At 68.9% G+C, this 17,146-nt stretch carries 18 protein-coding genes and 3 pseudogenes; 7 read left to right on the forward strand and 14 right to left on the reverse strand.

Annotated features, from left to right (window positions below):
* Positions 1-97: 97 nt before the first annotated feature.
* Positions 98-916 carry a class I SAM-dependent methyltransferase gene (locus LE548_RS43360; protein ID WP_225102570.1) on the reverse strand — a complete coding sequence of 273 codons (819 nt, stop codon included), beginning with the start codon at positions 914-916 and terminating at the stop codon, positions 98-100.
* Positions 917-937: 21 nt separating this feature from the next.
* On the opposite strand from LE548_RS43360, the pseudogene LE548_RS43365 reads away from it, so the two are divergent.
* Both LE548_RS43365 and LE548_RS43370 read left to right on the forward strand, forming a co-directional pair.
* A pseudogene (locus LE548_RS43365) lies at positions 938-1,991 on the forward strand (LacI family DNA-binding transcriptional regulator).
* Positions 1,966-2,166 carry a hypothetical protein gene (locus tag LE548_RS43370; protein ID WP_225102554.1) on the forward strand — a complete coding sequence of 67 codons (201 nt, stop codon included), beginning with the start codon at positions 1,966-1,968 and terminating at the stop codon, positions 2,164-2,166. The pseudogene LE548_RS43365 and the gene LE548_RS43370 overlap by 26 nt, the downstream one beginning before the upstream one ends.
* A 422-nt stretch (positions 2,167-2,588) precedes the next feature.
* Here LE548_RS43370 and LE548_RS43375 read toward each other — a convergent pair whose 3' ends face one another.
* The 3 genes from LE548_RS43375 to LE548_RS43385 form a co-directional block, all read right to left on the reverse strand.
* Complete coding sequence (locus tag LE548_RS43375; protein WP_225102555.1) at positions 2,589-3,161, reverse strand: GNAT family N-acetyltransferase; 573 nt, start codon at positions 3,159-3,161, stop codon at positions 2,589-2,591.
* 534 nt (positions 3,162-3,695) lie between these two features.
* Positions 3,696-3,971: a hypothetical protein gene (locus LE548_RS43380; protein WP_225102556.1), complete on the reverse strand. Its 276-nt coding sequence runs from the start codon at positions 3,969-3,971 to the stop codon at positions 3,696-3,698.
* A gap of 645 nt (positions 3,972-4,616) precedes the next feature.
* The gene (locus tag LE548_RS43385; RefSeq protein ID WP_225102557.1) at positions 4,617-5,021 is read right to left on the reverse strand and encodes an ATP-binding protein; all 405 of its coding nucleotides are present in this window, start codon (positions 5,019-5,021) and stop codon (positions 4,617-4,619) included.
* Between the two features lie 359 nt (positions 5,022-5,380).
* Here LE548_RS43385 and LE548_RS43390 point away from each other — a divergent pair, with 359 nt between their 5' ends.
* The 4 genes and pseudogenes from LE548_RS43390 to LE548_RS43405 form a co-directional block, all read left to right on the forward strand.
* Positions 5,381-6,247 (forward strand): helix-turn-helix transcriptional regulator, encoded by an 867-nt coding sequence (locus LE548_RS43390; RefSeq protein WP_225102558.1) that lies wholly within the window; start codon positions 5,381-5,383, stop codon positions 6,245-6,247.
* Between the two features lie 29 nt (positions 6,248-6,276).
* Positions 6,277-6,495, forward strand: coding sequence for a DUF397 domain-containing protein (locus LE548_RS43395; protein WP_263637259.1), 219 nt, complete (start codon positions 6,277-6,279; stop codon positions 6,493-6,495).
* 82 nt (positions 6,496-6,577) lie between these two features.
* Positions 6,578-7,393 (forward strand): SAM-dependent methyltransferase, encoded by an 816-nt coding sequence (locus LE548_RS43400; protein ID WP_225102560.1) that lies wholly within the window; start codon positions 6,578-6,580, stop codon positions 7,391-7,393.
* A 146-nt stretch (positions 7,394-7,539) separates the two neighbouring features.
* Positions 7,540-7,951 (forward strand): annotated as a pseudogene (locus LE548_RS43405) (phosphotransferase); the annotation flags it as partial.
* A gap of 213 nt (positions 7,952-8,164) precedes the next feature.
* Here the strand turns inward: LE548_RS43405 and LE548_RS43410 are convergent.
* The 4 genes and pseudogenes from LE548_RS43410 to LE548_RS43425 form a co-directional block, all read right to left on the reverse strand.
* Positions 8,165-8,839, reverse strand: coding sequence for a carbonic anhydrase (locus LE548_RS43410; RefSeq protein WP_225102561.1), 675 nt, complete (start codon positions 8,837-8,839; stop codon positions 8,165-8,167).
* Between the two features lie 63 nt (positions 8,840-8,902).
* The gene (locus LE548_RS43415) at positions 8,903-9,316 is read right to left on the reverse strand and encodes a hypothetical protein (protein ID WP_225102571.1); all 414 of its coding nucleotides are present in this window, start codon (positions 9,314-9,316) and stop codon (positions 8,903-8,905) included.
* 25 nt (positions 9,317-9,341) lie between these two features.
* Positions 9,342-9,824: pseudogene (locus tag LE548_RS46885) on the reverse strand (helix-turn-helix domain-containing protein); the annotation flags it as partial.
* On the reverse strand, positions 9,751-10,149 hold the full coding sequence (locus LE548_RS43425) for a VOC family protein (RefSeq protein ID WP_225102562.1): 399 nt from the start codon (positions 10,147-10,149) through the stop codon (positions 9,751-9,753). The pseudogene LE548_RS46885 and the gene LE548_RS43425, both read right to left, overlap by 74 nt.
* A 93-nt stretch (positions 10,150-10,242) precedes the next feature.
* Here LE548_RS43425 and LE548_RS43430 point away from each other — a divergent pair, with 93 nt between their 5' ends.
* Positions 10,243-11,232 carry a YafY family protein gene (locus tag LE548_RS43430; protein WP_225102563.1) on the forward strand — a complete coding sequence of 330 codons (990 nt, stop codon included), beginning with the start codon at positions 10,243-10,245 and terminating at the stop codon, positions 11,230-11,232.
* Between the two features lie 77 nt (positions 11,233-11,309).
* Here the strand turns inward: LE548_RS43430 and LE548_RS43435 are convergent, their stop codons facing one another.
* From LE548_RS43435 to LE548_RS43465, 6 genes are all read right to left on the reverse strand, one after another.
* Positions 11,310-11,765, reverse strand: coding sequence for a hypothetical protein (locus tag LE548_RS43435; RefSeq protein ID WP_225102564.1), 456 nt, complete (start codon positions 11,763-11,765; stop codon positions 11,310-11,312).
* A 68-nt stretch (positions 11,766-11,833) separates the two neighbouring features.
* Positions 11,834-12,190, reverse strand: a complete 357-nt coding sequence (locus LE548_RS43440; protein WP_225102565.1) for a hypothetical protein — start codon at positions 12,188-12,190, stop codon at positions 11,834-11,836.
* 90 nt (positions 12,191-12,280) lie between these two features.
* Entirely contained in the window at positions 12,281-14,098 is a 1,818-nt protein-coding gene (locus LE548_RS43445) for an FAD-dependent oxidoreductase (RefSeq protein ID WP_225102566.1), read from the reverse strand.
* Positions 14,099-14,541: 443 nt separating this feature from the next.
* Positions 14,542-15,168 (reverse strand): HAD family acid phosphatase, encoded by a 627-nt coding sequence (locus tag LE548_RS43455; protein ID WP_225102567.1) that lies wholly within the window; start codon positions 15,166-15,168, stop codon positions 14,542-14,544.
* A gap of 795 nt (positions 15,169-15,963) precedes the next feature.
* Entirely contained in the window at positions 15,964-16,209 is a 246-nt protein-coding gene (locus LE548_RS43460) for a hypothetical protein (RefSeq protein ID WP_225102568.1), read from the reverse strand.
* 61 nt (positions 16,210-16,270) lie between these two features.
* Positions 16,271-16,591, reverse strand: coding sequence for a DUF6191 domain-containing protein (locus LE548_RS43465; RefSeq protein WP_225102569.1), 321 nt, complete (start codon positions 16,589-16,591; stop codon positions 16,271-16,273).
* Positions 16,592-17,146: the final 555 nt, after the last annotated feature.

The following is a 17,146-nucleotide window of genomic DNA, read 5'->3' on the forward strand; positions in this document are numbered from 1 at the left end:
AGCAGTCGGATCAGACGTCACCACACATCCAACCGCCATGACCACCGACCCGGCGAACCTATGCGGTCACAGCACTAGGGAACCGGGGGGGGGCGCTCTACCGGCGGACCGCCGAGATCAGTCCGCCGGGCCGCTCCTCGTGCTGCGGCGGGGTGCTGATCGGGCGGCCATAGGCGGCAGCGCACTCGCGCAGGGTGTGGCTGCTGGCCTCCCAGCCGTGCCCGGCCAGCCAGCCCACCGGGTCGTCGGGCATCTCCGAAACCCACATGGACGCCGCCGATCCCGGCACGGCGTCCGCGCCGAAGCGCTCGATCACGCCGCGCGAGCCCAACGTCAGCCCCATCCGACTGCCTGCCGCCGACTGCGCGCTGATCCGGGTCAGCAGCAGCTCCACCGCGTCCTCGGGCAGATAGATCAGCAGTCCTTCGGCGATCCACATGGTCGGCGCCGCCGGGTCGTGCCCCGCGGCGGCCAGCGCGCCTGGCCAGTCATCCCGCAGATCCACCGCGACGGTGATCCGCTCGCAGCGTGCGACGGCCCGCTCCTGGCGCAGCACCGAAGCCTTGAAGTCCAGTGGCGCGGCGGTGTCGACCTCGAACAGCCGGGTGCCCTCGGGCCAGTCCATCCGGAAGGCCCGGCTGTCCATGCCGGCGCCGAGCAGCACGACCTGCCGGACCCCGGACGCGGAGGCCTGCTGCAACAGGTCGTCGAGAAACTTCGTCCTGATGACGATGGAGAACGACACGGCCAGCCGGCGGCGTCGCGCTGCCTCGTCATCGGGCAGCGGCGGCGGCGAGGAGGGCCACAAGCCGCCGGCGGTGGCGAAGGCCTGTGCCAGTGGGTCGCGGAACAACGCGTTCACCCGCTCGGTCTCCAGCGCCCGCACCCTGGCCACCCCCACCGCCGTGGCCCACACTCCCGACGGCTGCACCCGCTCATGCTCATCAGTCACTGCGCCAGCCTAGTTGGTGCCGGCGCCGTGCGTCGCCGGAACGGCACGCCGAAGCGACCCCGGCTGGAGGACGTCGCGGCACACGTGGGTGTCTCCACGGCATCGGTATCACTGGTGCTCCGCGGTGTCCCCGGCCCGAGCGAGCGGACCCGCCAGCGCGTCCTGCAGGCGGCCGCCGACCTCGGCTACCGCGTCGACCGCACCGTGAGCACGCTGGCCAGCAGGCGCAGCCGGCTGCTCGGTGTCATGGTCGACATCCACAGCCCCTTCCATGCCGAACTGGTCGAGCATCTGCACACCGCGGCCGAGGAGGTCGGCTACGACCTTGTCCTGAGCACCCTCACCCGCACCCGGCGGGAAGAGGTCGCGGTGGAGACCCTGCTGGCCTTCCGCAGCGAGGCTCTGATCCTGCTCGGCCCGACCATGTCCGCCGACACGCTCACCGTGCTCGACGGCAAGGCGCCTGTCATCGCTGTCGGCCGTCGGATCGCGGACGCCGCGCTCGACGTCGTGCGTACGGCGGACGACGACGGCGTGGGCCAGATCGTCGATCACCTCGTGGGGCTCGGGCACCGCGAGATCGCCTACGTCCACGGCGGCAAGGGAGTCATCGCCACCGACCGGCGCCGCGGCGACCGCACCGCCATGCGCCGTAACGGCCTCGACGACCACATCCGGATTCTGGCAGGCGACAACACCGAGGCGGCGGGTGAGCGCGCTGTCCGTCAGGTCTTGGACAGCCCTCGGCTGCCCACCGCGGTTGTTGCGTTCAACGACCAGTGCGCCATCGGTGTCCTCGCTGCCCTCGCGCGCGGGTGTCTCTGTCCCTGGCGCCGTGTCCGTGGCCGGCTACGACGATGACAGGCTTTCCCGGCTGAGCAGCTTCAGCCTGACCACCGTCAGCCAGGCTGCTCGGGAGCAGGCCCGGCATGCGGTGACCGCCGCCGTCGAACGCCTCGACCACGGTCGTACCGAGCCCCGGGAAGTCGTCCTCACCCCTCACCTGGTCCTCCGTGGCACCACAGCCGTGCCTGCGTGAGGTTCTGAACGCGGCCGGGTCCCGTCACCCCGAGGGCGGCACGAAGCTGCCCGCCTCGCAGCGCGGGACGACGTGGGTGAGCCCGAACGAGAACAACACCCAGGGCGCCCGGATCACGAACTGGCGCCGGCCGATGCACGTCATGGACAACGACCCGTTCTACGTCGTCGCCTGACGGCCTGACACGCTGGCCCGAACGCCACCATGGGGCACCCCTGCGAGCCGGGGGTGCCCCCTCTGCGTGAGGAGACCACGATGATCATCGCTGAGACCATCCTGGCGCCGGAGACCGGCGAGTACGGCTACCTCCTCGCGCTCGGCGAGGACTACGAATGGCTGCGAGTGGCCATACGGCTTTCGGTGCGCGGGCCCATCGGCAGCGACGGCGCACATCCTCACCGACACCGACACCGACACCGGCACCGGCACCGGCACCATCACCGTCCAGACCCACGACGCCCCGCCCCCACCCGAGACCGAGCCGGTCTGGGGCCCGCGGAAGAGAGCTGACCGAATCCGACCTCACCCAGCGCCGCACCTACAAGGAGGACTTCGACCAGAGCGCCGACGCCTGGCAGCAGTGCCGAGCGACGGAACTCAGTGGGTGGGAACCGGCTCGGATGACGGCCGCCACTCCCGCCTGAGCAGCCCGTAGACCCACGAGTCAGAGACCTCGCCGTTGACGACGCAGTCTTCCCGCAACGTCCCTTCACGCACGAAGCCGAGCTTCTCCAGCACGCGGGCGGATGCCACGTTGCGCGTATCGGTCTCAGCTTGGACGCGATTTAGGTCCAGCGTGTCGAATGCCCACCCCAGCAAAGCGCGCGAGGCCTCGGTCGCGTAGCCGTGGCCCCACGCTGCATCGCCGAAGCAGTAGCCGAGCGACGCGCTGCGGTAGTCCGGATTCCACCGGTTCAGGCTGCACCAGCCGATGAACGCCCCGTCGGAGACACGATCCACGGCCAGCCGAGCCCCGGTGCCCTCCTGTGCCATCTGTCGGCAAGCCGTGATGAACTTCTCGGCGCGCACGCGTTCGCTCCACGGTGGCGCGTCCCAGTAGCGCAGTACGTAGGCGCTGCTGTGCAGTGCGAAGAGGGCGTTCGCATCCGCGTCTTCGAAGGCACGCAGCCGAAGGCGAGCGGTGCGCAACGACGGGGTGGGCAGCGACATACTCATGTTCCCTCCCCTGATCGGTGGCCGATCAATCAGACATCCAATGCGGGTCACTCGCAATGGGTTTTCTCGGCGGGCTGGCAGAACGACGTGTCCGCTCAGCCTCTGGGTACACGACATGCCAAACCCCGCCAGCTACGTCGGCCCCCTCCACGCCCCAACGGGACCCGTCGGGCTGAATCCATGAGGCACCTCACGCTGGAGACGACCGTGACGGACCGGCACCTGCGCGGCCTGGGAGAAGATGCGCACGGGCGCCGACCTGTCCCTGCGCGCTGACCTCACCCTGACCGCCCCGGCCGACGCGAAGCGCTGGCCCGTCGCCCAGAGTCAGGAGATTGTCCGCATCCCGCACGCGATGTGGAGCAACGCCCCCATCCAGTTCGACGCCGGCGCTTTCGTCGACGTCCTCATCCCCATCAGCTGCTTCGTCACACAGTCACTTGCTTCGCCACACACGCCGGCACCCCCCAACCGTGATCGCAGAGCCCGCATCGTGGACTGCACCCACACCGTCAGCATGGTCGGCCGTCATAGCCGACCCGGCCGGTACCGGGTGAACATCGGGCCGTACGTGGCGAGCGCGGCGTCGCGCTCCAGGAGCGGGTAGCCGAGGAGCTTCTCGACGATGCGGTGATCGGCGAGGATCCGCTCGGTCTGCTGGAGCAGCACGGTGTCGCCCGGTTCGGTCAGGTGTACCCCTTCGCTCCACAGGTTGACCGGGCTGTCCTGGTCGTTCGCGAGGGCCAGCTGCCAGGTGGAGTGACCCCCGAGATTCCGACACCTGGACGTTGGACGTCTCGGCATCCAGGAGAAGTGATCCAAGGTGACAAAGCGGAAGACTTATCCCGAAGATCTCAAATGGGATGCGGTGGATCTGGTGCGCTCCTCGATGCCAAGGGCGCCCAGGTGTACCAGACGCGCACGCCGTGGTCGCGGAGCCAGGCGGTCTCGCGGTGCCGGAGTTCATGCGCGGACTCCGGGGCAATGGCGCTGGGCCAGCGGACGAGTACCGCAGTGACGTGGCCTGTCTGTACCAGCTGTCTCACACGCCGCCACCCTCTGCGCTGGGCCGGGTCGGGCTCGCCGTACGTGTCGGTGACGACCTCGGCGATCGCCAGTCCGCGCTCCCGGGCGAATGCGTGGCCTTCTGTCCGCGCGCACTGCGTGGCCGGCCCGGGCGCGCTCGGGGCTCGGTCGGCGCATACGTACAGCACGACAGGAGAAGCGATTTCGCCGTGGGGGGTCATGGGCGCCTTCTGTAGATGGATCGAGGAGAAGGGATTCCCCGCATCGCGAAGGGGACGTAGCGGGGCTGTGCGGTGCCGACTGCGTCTCTGCCGTTGGACGGGCAACTGGTCCGGTGCGCAGCCGGCCGGTCCTGGCTGCGCTGTATCCAGGCTGTCGCTGCCGGGCGAGCGCCATATTCGGTGCCGACCGGTGCCCATGGCATCAGGGGCAGGCCGTCAACTCTGCCCAGACAACCTTTCCTTCGGTGCGCGTCGAGCATGCGGAGCCCCATCGGTCGGCGAGTTGCTGGACGAGGAACAGGCCCCGCCCGCCCTCCTCGCCGGGGCCGGCGCGGTGCTCGGGCGGGCAGACCGGGGTGCGGCCGTCGTCGTGGAGTTCGATACGCAGGCGCCGTTCGTCGCCGGTCAGCGTGAGGCCACACAGGACATGACTGCTGTCGGTGTGGAGTACAACGTTCGTGGTCAGCTCGGAGACCAGCAGCACCGCGTCGCAGCAGGTATCGCCGGGCACCTTCCAGGCACGGAGCCGGTCGCGCACGGTGTCGCGGGCGGATCTCACGCTGGTGCGCAGGGCGGGCAGGCCGAACCAGCACTCCCGACGAGACACGGTCGTGGCTAAGGGCGGGGCTGGGGGCGTGGGCAGAGTCACGGATGTCGCCTTCCAGTGCCTTCTCGGGGGCGGGCGCGGTGTGGGGATGCGGGCCCCAGCTTGAGTGGTGAGAGGCGTATGACGAGGCAGGCGCCCTGCGATGGGGGTGCCGACGACGGCATCAGCATCGCGTGTCCCGTTCAGGGCGGATGCTGCGTCAGAGCTGTGACTTGACCGCTCACAGGTCAACTATGCGCGTGATCGCGCTCACGCTGCAACCGACTCCCTGATAATTTCAGCAGCGCGGGTATCACCTTGGCGTCGACACTAAGTCACTGCCAGAATGGAGTTGTTGATGGCCCCTCAGGAGGGTGGGCGTGAGCGAAGCCCGTTCCAGCACCAGCGCACCGACAGTCCTGCGTATGATCCTCGGCCGTCGGCTGCAGGACATGCGGCTCGACGCCGGCGCCTCGCTGGAGGACGCGGCAAAGGCCCTGCGCGTGAAGACCCTGACGATCCGCCGGCTGGAAAAGGCCGAGGTCGCGCTGAAGCCTCTCTACGTGGAGAAGCTCCTGGAGACCTACGGGGCGGAGCGCCAGGTGATCGACGAGTTCGTCGACCTGGCCGAGCAGGCCAACCAGCCCGGCTGGTGGCACTCCTACCGAGACGCCGTCCCCAGCTGGTTCACCGCCTACGTCAGCCTGGAGACCAGCGCCAAGACCCTGCGCACCTATGAACCCCAGTACGTCACCGGCCTTCTGCAGACCCCTGACTACGCCCGCGCCGTACTGCGCGGCGGATTGCCGCACGGCAGCGAGGAGGAGCTCGCGCGCCGCGTGGAGCTGCGGCTACGCCGCCAGAGCCTGCTGGAGCGGGAGGACGCCCCCACGTTGTGGGTGGTCATGGAGGAAGCCGTCCTGCACCGGGCAGTGGGCAGCGCCGACGTGATGCGGGAGCAGATCGAGCGGCTCCTGGACGTGTCCGAGCTCGCGCACATCAGCGTCGACATCGTGCCCTTCACCGCGGGTGCGCATGTCGGGGCATGCGCGCCGTTCACGTATTTCCGGTTCGAGGAACCCGAGCTGCCCGACATCGTCTACAGCGAACTCCTGTCCGCCTCCGTCTACCTGGACCAGCGCGCGGACGTCGTCGCCCATCTTGAGGCGCATTCCCGTATGGCGCTGCTGACGTCGTCCGAGGACAGCAGAGCGCTCTTGAACCGCATGCGCAAGGAGTACTCGTGACATTCACCGACGAGGGCGTCTACAACGGAATGCCGGCCCGCGAGCTCGGGGAACAGGGCTGGGAGCGGCCCTGGAGCGGACCGAACGGCGGTCAATGCGTCGAGGCGAAACTACTCGCCGACGGCCGCGTGGCCGTGCGGCAGTCGACCGACCCGGCAGGGCCGGCGCTGATCTACTCGCCGGAGGAGATCGCCGCTTTCGTCCGCGGGGTCAAAGAGGGCCTGGCCGATCACTTGGCCGCCGGGTGAACCGGCGGCAGACATGAGGGACGGCGACACCGGTCCCGCTCCTGGCCTGCGGGCCGACAGACACACGCGTGAAAGGGAGAACATGACCAGCAGGCAGGCGGGCCGGGATCTCGACACGAGCAAGGCGCACTCAGCCCGGATGTACGACTACTTCCTCGGCGGCAAGGACCACTTCGAGATCGACAAGGAGGCGGCCCTGGTCGCCGCCGAAGCCCATCCGGGCATCTACGTGACCGCCCGCGAGAACCGGGCGTTCATGCACCGGGCCACCCGGGTCCTGGCGCAGGAGCACGGCATCCGCCAATGGCTCGACATCGGCACGGGCATCCCGACCGAGCCCAACCTGCACCAGGTCGCCCAGTCCGTCGCCCTCGATGCCCGCATCGTGTACGCCGACAACGACCCCCTCGTCCTGAAGTACGCCGAACGCCTCATGCGCAGCACGACGCAGGGACGCACGGCCTACGTCGAAGCCGACGTCACCGACCCTGATGCGCTGATGAGCGCCGTGGAGGCCTCGGAGGTCCTGGACTTCGACCAGCCGATCGCGCTCTCCCTCAACGCGCTCATGCACTTCGTCACCGAGCCGCACGATCCGTACGCGATCGTCCGCCGGCTGCTCGACCCGCTCCCGGCGGGCAGCGCCCTCGCCATGAACCACTGCACGCCCGACTTCGACCCCGTCACCTGGAACAAGGTCGCGGAGGTTTACACCAAGGCCGGGTCTCCGGTGAAGTTCCGTTCGCACAGCGACGTCCGCCGCTTCTTCGACGGACTCGACCTGATCGACCCCGGCATCGTCTGCTGCCACCGCTGGCGGCCCGCCGGAACCACCGACGGATCGGAGCCCACGGACGCCCAGATCAGCCTGTTGGCGGGCGTAGGCATCAAACGCTGAGCCGGACGTTCATGCAGCTTTGCTCTGGGAGAGGCCGAAGGCTTTTGCGCAAGCCGCCGTCCGAAGGGTGAGGTGGCACGGTGACCAACCAGGATGAGGAGGCATCTGTCCGACCGAGGACCCTGGCGTGGGTGAGCCGGCACCTGATGGTCGGCGAACAGGTCGTCAAAGCCGAGGCGCTGTACGGCGGCATCACCGCCGAAATGTGGAGGCTGACCGTCAACACGCGGGACGGAGGCACCCGTGGCCTGGTCCTGCGGAGCTTCGTCGACTTGCGCTACGCAAGGCACGCCGCGGACCGGCTGAGCCGGGAGGCCAACGCCCTGACCCTGCTCACGGGGACCGGTGTGCCGCCTCCTGGACTTGGTCGCGGTTGATCCGACCGCAGCTCACTGCGAGTATCCATCGCTCCTGATAACCCATCTGGCGGGCCGGACGGTCCTCGACAATGAGGGATTGGAGGCGCGCGTTCCCCTGCTGGCCCGTCAACTCGTGACGATCCATGCGGTACGTCCCGTTGAGCCGCTCCGGGAGTATGTGGCGTTGACGACCGCTGACCCGGCAGCGAGCACCGGGTCCAGCGGCCGTGTCCGGCAGCGGAGCCGATCGAGCTCTCTCACCGGTACGCCCCCCGAATCGAACGACATTCTCATGTTCCGTGACCGGTCCGGTCCCCAAGATCTGTGCCAGAGCCGAGTTTCGACAGCCTCGTGCGGTACTCGCAGTCCGCGTCCGTCAGTACCTCGTCGGCCATTCGAGTCGTCCGACCGCTCAGGAGGGCGCGCCGGCCAGGACTTCCACCTTGCCGGTGTCGAGCGAGTAGTAGGCGCCGACCACGGCAAGGGCGCCCTTTCCCACGAGTGGGGCCAGGTCCTGGTTGGATCGCAGATCGGCCGCGGTCAACTTGACCTGGGCGCGGGCCATGGTCTCGACCGGGTCGGCGCCACCCTCCCGGACAGCCTGCTTGTACGCCGGCTGCAGGGCCTCGACGATCGCCTGCAGGTTGCCGGGCAGCGGTTTGCCGTCACGAAGGGACGTGTACGCCGCCTTGACAGCGCCGCAGCGCTGATGCCCGAGGACCACGATGAGGGGGGTGCCACTCGTCATAGGCCCGTACTCGACAGAGCCAGTGACCACCGGGCCGACCGCCTCCCCACCGGTGCGCATCACGTACAGGTCACCCAGGCCGGTATCGAAGAGGAGCTCAGGCGGCACTCGGGAGTCGATACACGAGAGGATCGCCCCAAAAGGCTCCTGCTCCTGGGCCACGAGCTGACGCCGGTTCGGATCCCGGTCGGGGTGTTGAAGGTCTCCGCTCACCCAGCGCTTGTTGCCTTCCATCAGCCGCGCGAATGCCGTGGCGGGCGTGGTGGGCCGCGCTTCCGGCGAAGCGCTGGTCGCCGACGAGGCGGCCCTCGACGATGAGCACCCCGCGAGCGCGACCATGGCGCCCGCAAGTCCGCCGGCAAGCAGCGCTCTACGATCCGGACGTCTGGCTCTGTCCATCGGTCAATTCCCCTCGATGCCACTCAGACACGTCCCTGCGTCTTGACCAGGCCAATGGTCCAGCGTGGCGTGGGGGCCTCGCAGCAGACACAAGCGGGCGCGGGCTACATTGCTCCGGACAGCCCACAGAACAGCGGTGACGGCCTTCTCATCGTCCAGGGCCTCGGTGCAGGCGAGCCCGGAGTGGTCGGCGAGCGCCGAATGCAGGTACGTGCATCCGACCTTGCCGGTGCCGGTGCCGGTGCCGGCGCCGGTGCCGGTGCCGACGCAGTGCATCTGCCGGCCGCCGCCGGTCGGGATGCGTCCGAGCTTCTTGACGTCGGCGTGAACCAGGTCGCCGACCCGGTCGTGCTCGTAGCGGATGACCTCGTGCAGCTGCTCGCGGGTCGGTGGTTGGAGGTCCCGGAGCCGGCCCACGTCCTCGCCTCACCAGGATGCGGTGAACGGTCGCGGGCGCGAGTGTGACGCCGTGCAGCGGCTGGAGGTCGGCGGCGAGCCGGGCCGGCCCGTGCTTGGTCTGCCGCCGCAACTCCTCCACCAGGTCAGCGATGTCCTCAGGGGTGCGGGCGGGGTTGGTGGAGGGGCGGAAGGAGCGGTCGAGTAGTCCGTTCTCGCCGTGCGCGCGCCGGCGGACGTAGCACTTGGCCAGGCAGCGGCGGGAGATCCCGGCTTCCGCAGCCACGTGCGCGATCGGACGTCCGGCGTCGATCCGCAGACACAAGCGCAGACGTCCTTCGAGGGTCAGCGGTGCGTTCCGATGTGCCCTGCTGGTGGCGTTCCTGGACTGGGCGGCCGCGTTCACCGGGTGCCCTGGGGGCTCGGGGCTCCCGGTTGAGCGGCTGTGCGGGGCGTCAGCGTGCGAACTTTTCGATGGCCGCTGGGGTGACGGGGGTGAAGAAGTTGACGAGGTTGCCGTCGGGGTCACGGAACAGCAGCGACCGGTTGCCCCAGGGCATCGTGGTGGGCTCGGTCACGAAGTCGGTGACGAAGCCGGTCAGGTTCTGGTGAACGCTGTCCACGTCGTCGACGAGGAACTCGGTGATCACGCTGTGGTTGTCCGCCGGGCGGGCAGAGCCCGGGGCGAACAGCGGGACGGTGCGGGTGCTGCCGATCGCGAGGGTGGCGCCCGCGGTCTTGAGTTCGGCGAAGTCTTCGTTGGCCCACGTCGCCTGCGCCCCTGTGGCGCGCTCGTAAAAGTCGACGAGGCGCGCTACGTCGCTGGTGATGATGCGGATCGAGATGAAGTCCATGGGATTTTCCTTGGCTGTGATGGAGGCGTGCACGTCGCAGACTAGGAGAAATAGTGGACAGAATCGGTCCTGTATTCGCGCTAGACTGCGAACATGCCTCGACCCACCGGCCGCGTGCTGACACTCCTGGAGCTGCTGCAGTCGGGCGGCACCCGGACGGTGGCCGAACTCGCCGACCGGCTCGGCGTCGAAGGGCGCACCGTGCGGCGGTATGTGGACCAGCTGATCGACCTGGACGTGCCCGTGGAATCGGTGCGCGGCCGCTACGGCGGGTACCGGCTCGCCCCCGGGTACCGCTTGCCTCCGCTCATGTTCAGCGACGACGAGGCGCTGGCCGTGCTGCTCGGCCTGGTCGCCGGCCGCCGAGCGGGGTTGACGACGACGCAGCGCACGGCGAGCGAGACGGCATCGGCGAAGATCCGGCGAGTGCTGCCCAAGCACATCGCCCGCAGGCTCGACACACTCCTGGAGGCCGTCGCCTTCACGGATCAGCCCGATGATTTCGACACCCCGGACTCCGAGGTCCTGCTCACCATCGCCGATGCGGTGCGCCACCGCAGACCGGTCTCGATCCGCTACACCGACCGCGACGGACGGCGCAGCGAACGCACGCTGCACGCGTACGGGATCGTCGCCCATGCGGGCCGGTGGTACGTCACGGGCGAGGACGCCCAGATCGGCGAGGACCGAACCTTCCGGCTCGATCGCATCGCAGACGCACGGACCCTGCCCGGCTCATTCGAAGCGCCCGCGGGTCCCGATCCGGCACATCGCCTGTTGTCAGCCTTCGCCACGGCCGAGTACCGGCACAAGGTGACCTTGCGGATCCACGGGACGGTTGAGCAGATCCGCGCCCGCCTTCCCGCCGGCGTCGCGAGCCTGGAGGAGTACGCGGCCGTGGCAGGCGAGGACCGGGCGACCGAGCGCTGGCTGCGCGTCGAGCTGCGGGCGGAGCGGCTCGACTGGTTGCCTCCGGTACTCGCCTCACTCGACCGGCCGTTCGTCATCGAGCGCCCCGATGAACTGCGCGACCTCGTCATCGCGCTCGCCGATCGCCTCGCGTCCTACGCCCGCCAGGCCTGACAGCGAGGAACCAATGTCATGAGATGGCACAGCCAGGTTTCGTCGCTCAATTCTCAACGAGTCCCGGGGCACTGGCGTTACGGGCGGGCGGCGAAGCGGCCGTCGGGCAGTCTGCGCAGCCAGCCCCGCCCGGCGAGCTTGGACAGCTTCCTGCGCAGCGGTTCCAGCCTCCCGCGGATGCCGGTGCCCAGTCCGAGTGCCTCACCGACCTGCCGCGTCATCACCGGCCCACCCGCCGCGCGGACTGCGGCAAGGATCCGCTGGTACTCGCCCGGCAGCGCGTTCTCCTCCACGCCGGGTCCGCGGTGCGGGACCAGCAGCACCGCCTGCCCGCCGGCCTGGGCCGACTCCTGAGCGGCGACGGCCGACTCCTGGGCGAGCTGCTCGCGCATTCGCGTCAGGACCCGTACAACGACAGCGAGTTCGTCCCGGTCGGCCCGCACCTCCTCCAACTGCCTGACCAGCTGCCCCTCCAGCTCGTCCAGCTCCGCGTGCCGCGCGGCGATGCGTTCCAGCAAGTCGCAATCCGTCATGGCCGCGAGAGTCGGAGCGGTGTGCCCACCGGCGGGCCGAAACCCGGGTAGCCGCCCTGACAGACGATCTACCCGTCAGACTGCCGCCCGCGAACAAGGCCAGTACACCGAACAACCCGCACGCCAGCCACCCTGAACAGCAACTTCACGATGCCCAACGCTCCGTGGACTGCGGCCGTCTTCTCGACATCGGCGATGATGTCGGCCGTGTCGCGATCGCGTGCCTGGGCGAGCCAGGCGGTCGGCCCCGCCGCTGCCACCCCCGCGCCGATCGCGAGCATGTCGAGCGGGCGTTCCGGGTGCCCGGACACCCGGTGGTGCCGCTCCTGTCCGTCGTCGCCTGCGGCTACCTGCTCTACGAACTGCCGCTGGACACCTGCCTGCTCTTCGGCGGGTGGCTGGCGCCGGCCGTCTGCCTGCTCCACAGCCGCCGCAACTCGCCGCTGGAGACGGCCGATGGCTCGCGGGCTCCGGTGAACACCCCGCGTGACAGGACGTCGAGGGGCTCTTCCGGCTCACCCCAGGTCGAAGGTGTTGGGCAGACCCAGCCGGTAGCGCACCTCGTCGATCCGCTTCAGGGGCTCCATCTCCGGCGGCCGGTACAGCTCCCACACGCGGCACCGCTCGGCGTCCGAACGGTCCGCGTCGAGCAGGGCGTTGACGGCTCGCCGTGCGGACTCGTTGGCGCCTTCCATGGTCGCGAGGTCGACGTCGGTGCGGACGTAGTCGCCCGCGAGGAAGAAGTTCGGGATCGCCGTCCGCGCCGAAGGGCGATGGTAGAGCGTGCCCGTCGGGTGGATGAGGAGCTGTTCGCGGTTGTGCGGGTCAGGGCCGCCCAGGCCCGTCACGGCCGGGTCCATGAACCAGCCGAGGCGGTCCTCGTCCCTGAGCGTGGTCTTGCCCGCGTCGTTCAGCCCGTCCTTCAGCTGCGCCCACAGCTCGGCGACGATCTCGTCCCGCGTGCACTCCTTGGCCGTCTTGCCGTACAGGATGCCGGGCTTGTCCCACTCCGAGATGATCGCGGAGAGGCAGTCGTGGGCCCGCCCGTCGCCGTAGTCGCGGGAGAAGTCCCGTACGTCCCAGAACTGCGCCTGGCCGACGGCCGTCACCGACCAGGGGGAGTCGAGGCAGTTGATGTGGCCGTGCACGACAGGTGTGGGCGTGCGCAGATAGAACATCACGCCGGTCATCCAGTCCGTCTTCAGCGCGTCGCACCGGCCGAGCTGCGGGTCGGCGGCGCGCAGGGCCCTGCCCCAGGTGGCGCGGGCGTGCTCGACGGGCATCGCGGAGACGTAGTGGTCGGCGGTCACCGTGCGCTCGTGGCCGCCGTCGCGGGCCGCGACCCGGACCCCGGTCACCTGCCCGCCCTCGTACCCGACCTCCAGGACCTGGGTCCCGGTGACGAATTCGACGCCGAGCGAGCGCAGATGCGCCTCCCAGGGGTCGATCCAGGCCTCGCTCGTGGGGGCGTTCAGGACGCGGTCGATGTCGGCGTCGCCGTCCAGCCCGCGGCCGAGCAGGCCCCACAGGATCAGAGCCTCGATGATGACGCGGCCGACCGTCCTGGTCGACGCCACCTCGGCGCGGGTGGCGACGAGGTTGCGGGTCTGCCCGATGCCGAGGAGCGTCTGGTACTCCCTGCTCATCTCGCCCGCGCGGATGAAGTCCCACCAGGCGACCTTCTCCCACTGGCCCTCGCGGCGGGCGTCGCAACTGGTGAGGTGGACGAGGAGACGGTCGGCGAAGTAGGCCGCCTCGTGGGCGGGCAGGCGAGTGCCCACATCCAGGACGGACAGGAGCTGGTCGCGGATCCAGGACGCGGTGATGTCGCCGGGCGCCGGCGGGGTCGTGACCCGGCGCAGCGGGAAGTGCAGGTCCGGGCGGCCCGAGCCGCGCGCGAACAACTCCTCGGTGGCGTTGCGGAGGTTGCCGTGGACGCCGCCGGCGTTGCCGGGGAAGGGGATACGGCGCATCGTGTCCGGCAGGTTCCGGTAAAAGCCGGGGAAGAAGCGGAAGCCGTGCTCGCCGGGCAGGGGCCCCCGTCCGCCGGCCGCCGTGCCGGGGACGTCCATCGAGCGGGCCTTGCCGCCGAGGGTGTCGTAGTACTCGTAGACGGTGACGGCGTAGCCGCGTTCGGCGAGCTCATGGGCGGCGCTGAGCCCGGAGACCCCGCCGCCCAGGACTGCGACGCGCCGGCGGGGCGGCGTGGCAGCGGCGGCCCGCGCTACGGGCCCTAACGCGGTCGCGCCGACCGCGCCGCCCGCGGCCGTGAGGAAACGTCTGCGGGAATGCCCGACGGCCGGCTGCGACTGCCGCGCGTGTTCTGTTGTCATGACTCCGTGAGGGTAGGGAGGATCCCGCGAGCCCGGAAGCGTGTCTCCTGTCCTCCACAGCATCCTCACCATCACAGACTCCGCCTCCACCCCCGCCGAAGGACACGAAGATCATCGGCGCCGGGCTCGGCGGCCTCACGCTTGCCCGCGTCCTGAACGTCCACGGAACGCCTGCCTCGCAACAGCAAACCTGATGGAGGAGTTCCGTGGCCTCATCCTGGCGGGCCGCCAGGTACTGCGGATCCATGTGCCGACCACCTTTCGGGAGCGGATCTTCTCCGCCGTCATCGGCGCCACAGGCAACGCCTCACTCGATGGCGTCCCTCCTCGTGTCACGAGCCCCTTCGTCGGGATGCGGCCGACCGGATGCGGCAGTTCCCGCCGGGCGATCCGGGAGATCCGGGCTCACGGCCACAGACAGCCGCAGGCCCGGATCGCTCGATTCAGTCGAGCAGGCCGTTGTAATCGGGCAGCTTGAACACGGCCTGAGCGTAACCTCCGTTCAGATCCGTCGAGTTGTTGCCGATGTTGGCGACGATGGTGTAACCGTCGCTGGTCAGGTTCTTGCGGACCATGGTCTTGAAGTCCTGGATCGGCTGGGTGAGCCAGTACAGGTCACGGGAGTAAAGGCCGTCGACGGGGTAGCCGACCTCGTCCAGGTTGTAGCTGGTGGCGGCATTGATCAGCTCGGGACGAGCGCTGATGAAGAAGACCTTGGCGCCGTGTGCGTGGGCGTACTTGGCCAGCGCCAGCACCTGCGGGGTGGCCGGGGTCGGGTAGCCGCCCTTGTAGTACGACTCCAGCGCCGTGTTGTCGATGTCCAGCACGATCGCCGGCTGCTCGCCCGAGGGAACCTGGGCGAGAGCAGACGCGAGGTAGGTCTGCGCCTGATCTGTGACCGTGGTGACGTCAGCCAGCCATTGATCGTACGAGGGAGCGGTGGTGGCCGCAGCCTCGACAGTGCTGCTGCTGGCCACAGTTGCGGCGCCGGCCGGGGCAGCGATGCCCGTGGCGAGCGCCGCGGCCAGTGCCGCAACGGCAACGGCACGGGCAGGGCGAGTTGTGTGCATGACAAATAACCCTTCCAATGCAGGGGTAAGGGCGTTACGCAAGCGGGGCGTGTGATTCTGGTGGATTCTGAAGGTCTTTGGCGAACCCCCGGTAACCATGACTCGTCCAACTCCACGCACGCAAGAGGCAACCAGGCCAACCAGGCACACCAGCCCCGGATGAGAAAGGGCCAGCAGAATGAAATACCCGAACAAGACTACCCAGCAGGCCTTCAGGGCTTCCGGGGTGTCTCTGTGTCTTGTCAAACCACCTGGCCAGGGAGGGACTTGGCTCTTCGTTCGCCGGCGGACGGCGTCATGGTGCGCGCGAGGCGCTGCTGCTCGTGCCGGTGACTGTGCCGTGGTCTTGCAAGCAGTCGCTGATCGTGTGTGAGGACTGCGCCTTGCCTTCGGTGATGCAGGCCTCCGCCCATACGCAGCTGGTGCGAGTGGAGAGCACGTTGCCCCAGGAGTTCGGGCGGTGGTTGCCGGAGAAGGCGGAGGGGCGGCGGCTTGGTCGCCTATCCGGTGGGCGACGATGTGCCAAGCCCACTTGCTGGACTTCGGACCCTAGACGTAACCCCAGTCGGCGGCGCAGCACTGGGAGTGGAACAGTATCAGGAAGCCGTAGCGCGATCTGCCGGGGAAGGACACGGGGCGCCGGTCGAGTTCCTGCTCGTCCCGCCCGCAGTGGTCGGAGTAGGGATCGTCGCCGTCACGGACCGATATCGGTGGCGGCGAGGCTGTCGCCGCGGACGTCTGGGAGCGAGGAGAGCACTGCTGGTCGAAGGCGGCGGGCCGGAGTTGTGGCCAGTGTCATGAGAGTTGGCGATCATGGTGTCGACGGTCGTGCAACTGGTTCTGGCCGCGATTGCGGATGGGCCCGTACTGGATCAGCCAATCCGGTTCCGGCAGCTGGCGTTCCCCGCCCTGCCGCCGCTCGCGCTCGCGTCGTTCTTCGTCGGCGATCCACCGGTTGATCAGGGCCAGCTGCCGAGCGGTCTGCTGCTCGACGACGCGGCGGGCGAACCGCAGCATGTCCAGACGCGACGGCTGGTTCACCTGCCCGCTGTCCTGTGGCAGCGAACCTTGAGTTTGTGCCATCGGAGGTTGAGTGAGCCTGCTAATGGCTGGAGCGAGGCATCCGGACGACCGCGGTCCCTCCGTCCAGATCGATCGTTGTCTTGTTCGGCGGAGCGCCGTCATCCTCGTTGTCCGGCAGGATCAGTGCCGACTGCCGCTCCTTCAGCTCGTTCTGCTTGCCCGGCGAGAGACTCGCGTGCAGCTGCTCGAACCCGGTCGCTGATATCTGGCCCTGACGTGCGCTGTTCCGCCATGGCAGCATCCCGGCCCGTCCCGCGCGCAACAGAAACTGGTCAACAAAGGCCAGCAAGGTCAGCACGATGACGAGCCCGGGAAGGGTCATGAAGAAGACAAATTCCATGCCCTGAGTATCCGGGCCACAGTCTCCCGGCGCTCAGCCTTCCCTACGTTCTTCCACGGGACCGGGCCAGCCCTTCGTATGGTTGGCCCACCCAGGGGCGTCGGGTGTGGCTTTCAACCTTCTGCCGACTGTGGCTGGCATCGATTGGCCGCCTGACGCCCCAGGCTCGGCGCCAAGCGGCTGGCGACTTGGCTCCACAACCGCCGCGTCATCCGCCCCGACCGGCTCGCCGAGATCGCCGTCCAGGCCGCCGAACGGCAGCGCACCAGCCTGCCCGGCGAGAAACTGGCCGCCCATCTGGTCCACACGCCGGCGAAGGAAGTGATGGCCCTCAACCAGCAGGTCGCCGAGCTCGAACGCCGGTGTGGTTCAGGACGAGTATCACGACTAGGTGATAGCCGGACGGCCACCAGACAGCTCACCAGATGGGCTTCCATGGCCGGTGCCGTCGTTGAGCTCTTGACGATCATGAGCTGCACTGAGCTGCACCCCGTTTCGTGGAGTCCCTGATGCCAGGGTTACGATCCTGGCGAAGGAGATCCACCAGCACCATGG

The sequence above is a fragment of the Streptomyces sp. CoH27 genome (assembly GCF_020181035.1).
GTDB lineage: Bacteria > Actinomycetota > Actinomycetes > Streptomycetales > Streptomycetaceae > Streptomyces > Streptomyces camelliae.

Coding starts and splice junctions, on each gene's coding strand:
- LE548_RS43375 (WP_225102555.1), bottom strand. CDS start 3,161: ATGTCGCTGCCCACCCCGTCGTTGCGCACCGCTCGCCTTCGGCTGCGT.
- LE548_RS43380 (WP_225102556.1), bottom strand. CDS start 3,971: ATGCCGAGACGTCCAACGTCCAGGTGTCGGAATCTCGGGGGTCACTCC.
- LE548_RS43395 (WP_263637259.1), top strand. CDS start 6,277: ATGCCGGCCCGCGAGCTCGGGGAACAGGGCTGGGAGCGGCCCTGGAGC.
- LE548_RS43400 (WP_225102560.1), top strand. CDS start 6,578: ATGACCAGCAGGCAGGCGGGCCGGGATCTCGACACGAGCAAGGCGCAC.
- LE548_RS43410 (WP_225102561.1), bottom strand. CDS start 8,839: ATGGTCGCGCTCGCGGGGTGCTCATCGTCGAGGGCCGCCTCGTCGGCG.
- LE548_RS43425 (WP_225102562.1), bottom strand. CDS start 10,149: ATGGACTTCATCTCGATCCGCATCATCACCAGCGACGTAGCGCGCCTC.
- LE548_RS43430 (WP_225102563.1), top strand. CDS start 10,243: ATGCCTCGACCCACCGGCCGCGTGCTGACACTCCTGGAGCTGCTGCAG.
- LE548_RS43435 (WP_225102564.1), bottom strand. CDS start 11,765: ATGACGGATTGCGACTTGCTGGAACGCATCGCCGCGCGGCACGCGGAG.
- LE548_RS43445 (WP_225102566.1), bottom strand. CDS start 14,098: ATGACAACAGAACACGCGCGGCAGTCGCAGCCGGCCGTCGGGCATTCC.
- LE548_RS43455 (WP_225102567.1), bottom strand. CDS start 15,168: ATGCACACAACTCGCCCTGCCCGTGCCGTTGCCGTTGCGGCACTGGCC.
- LE548_RS43465 (WP_225102569.1), bottom strand. CDS start 16,591: ATGGAATTTGTCTTCTTCATGACCCTTCCCGGGCTCGTCATCGTGCTG.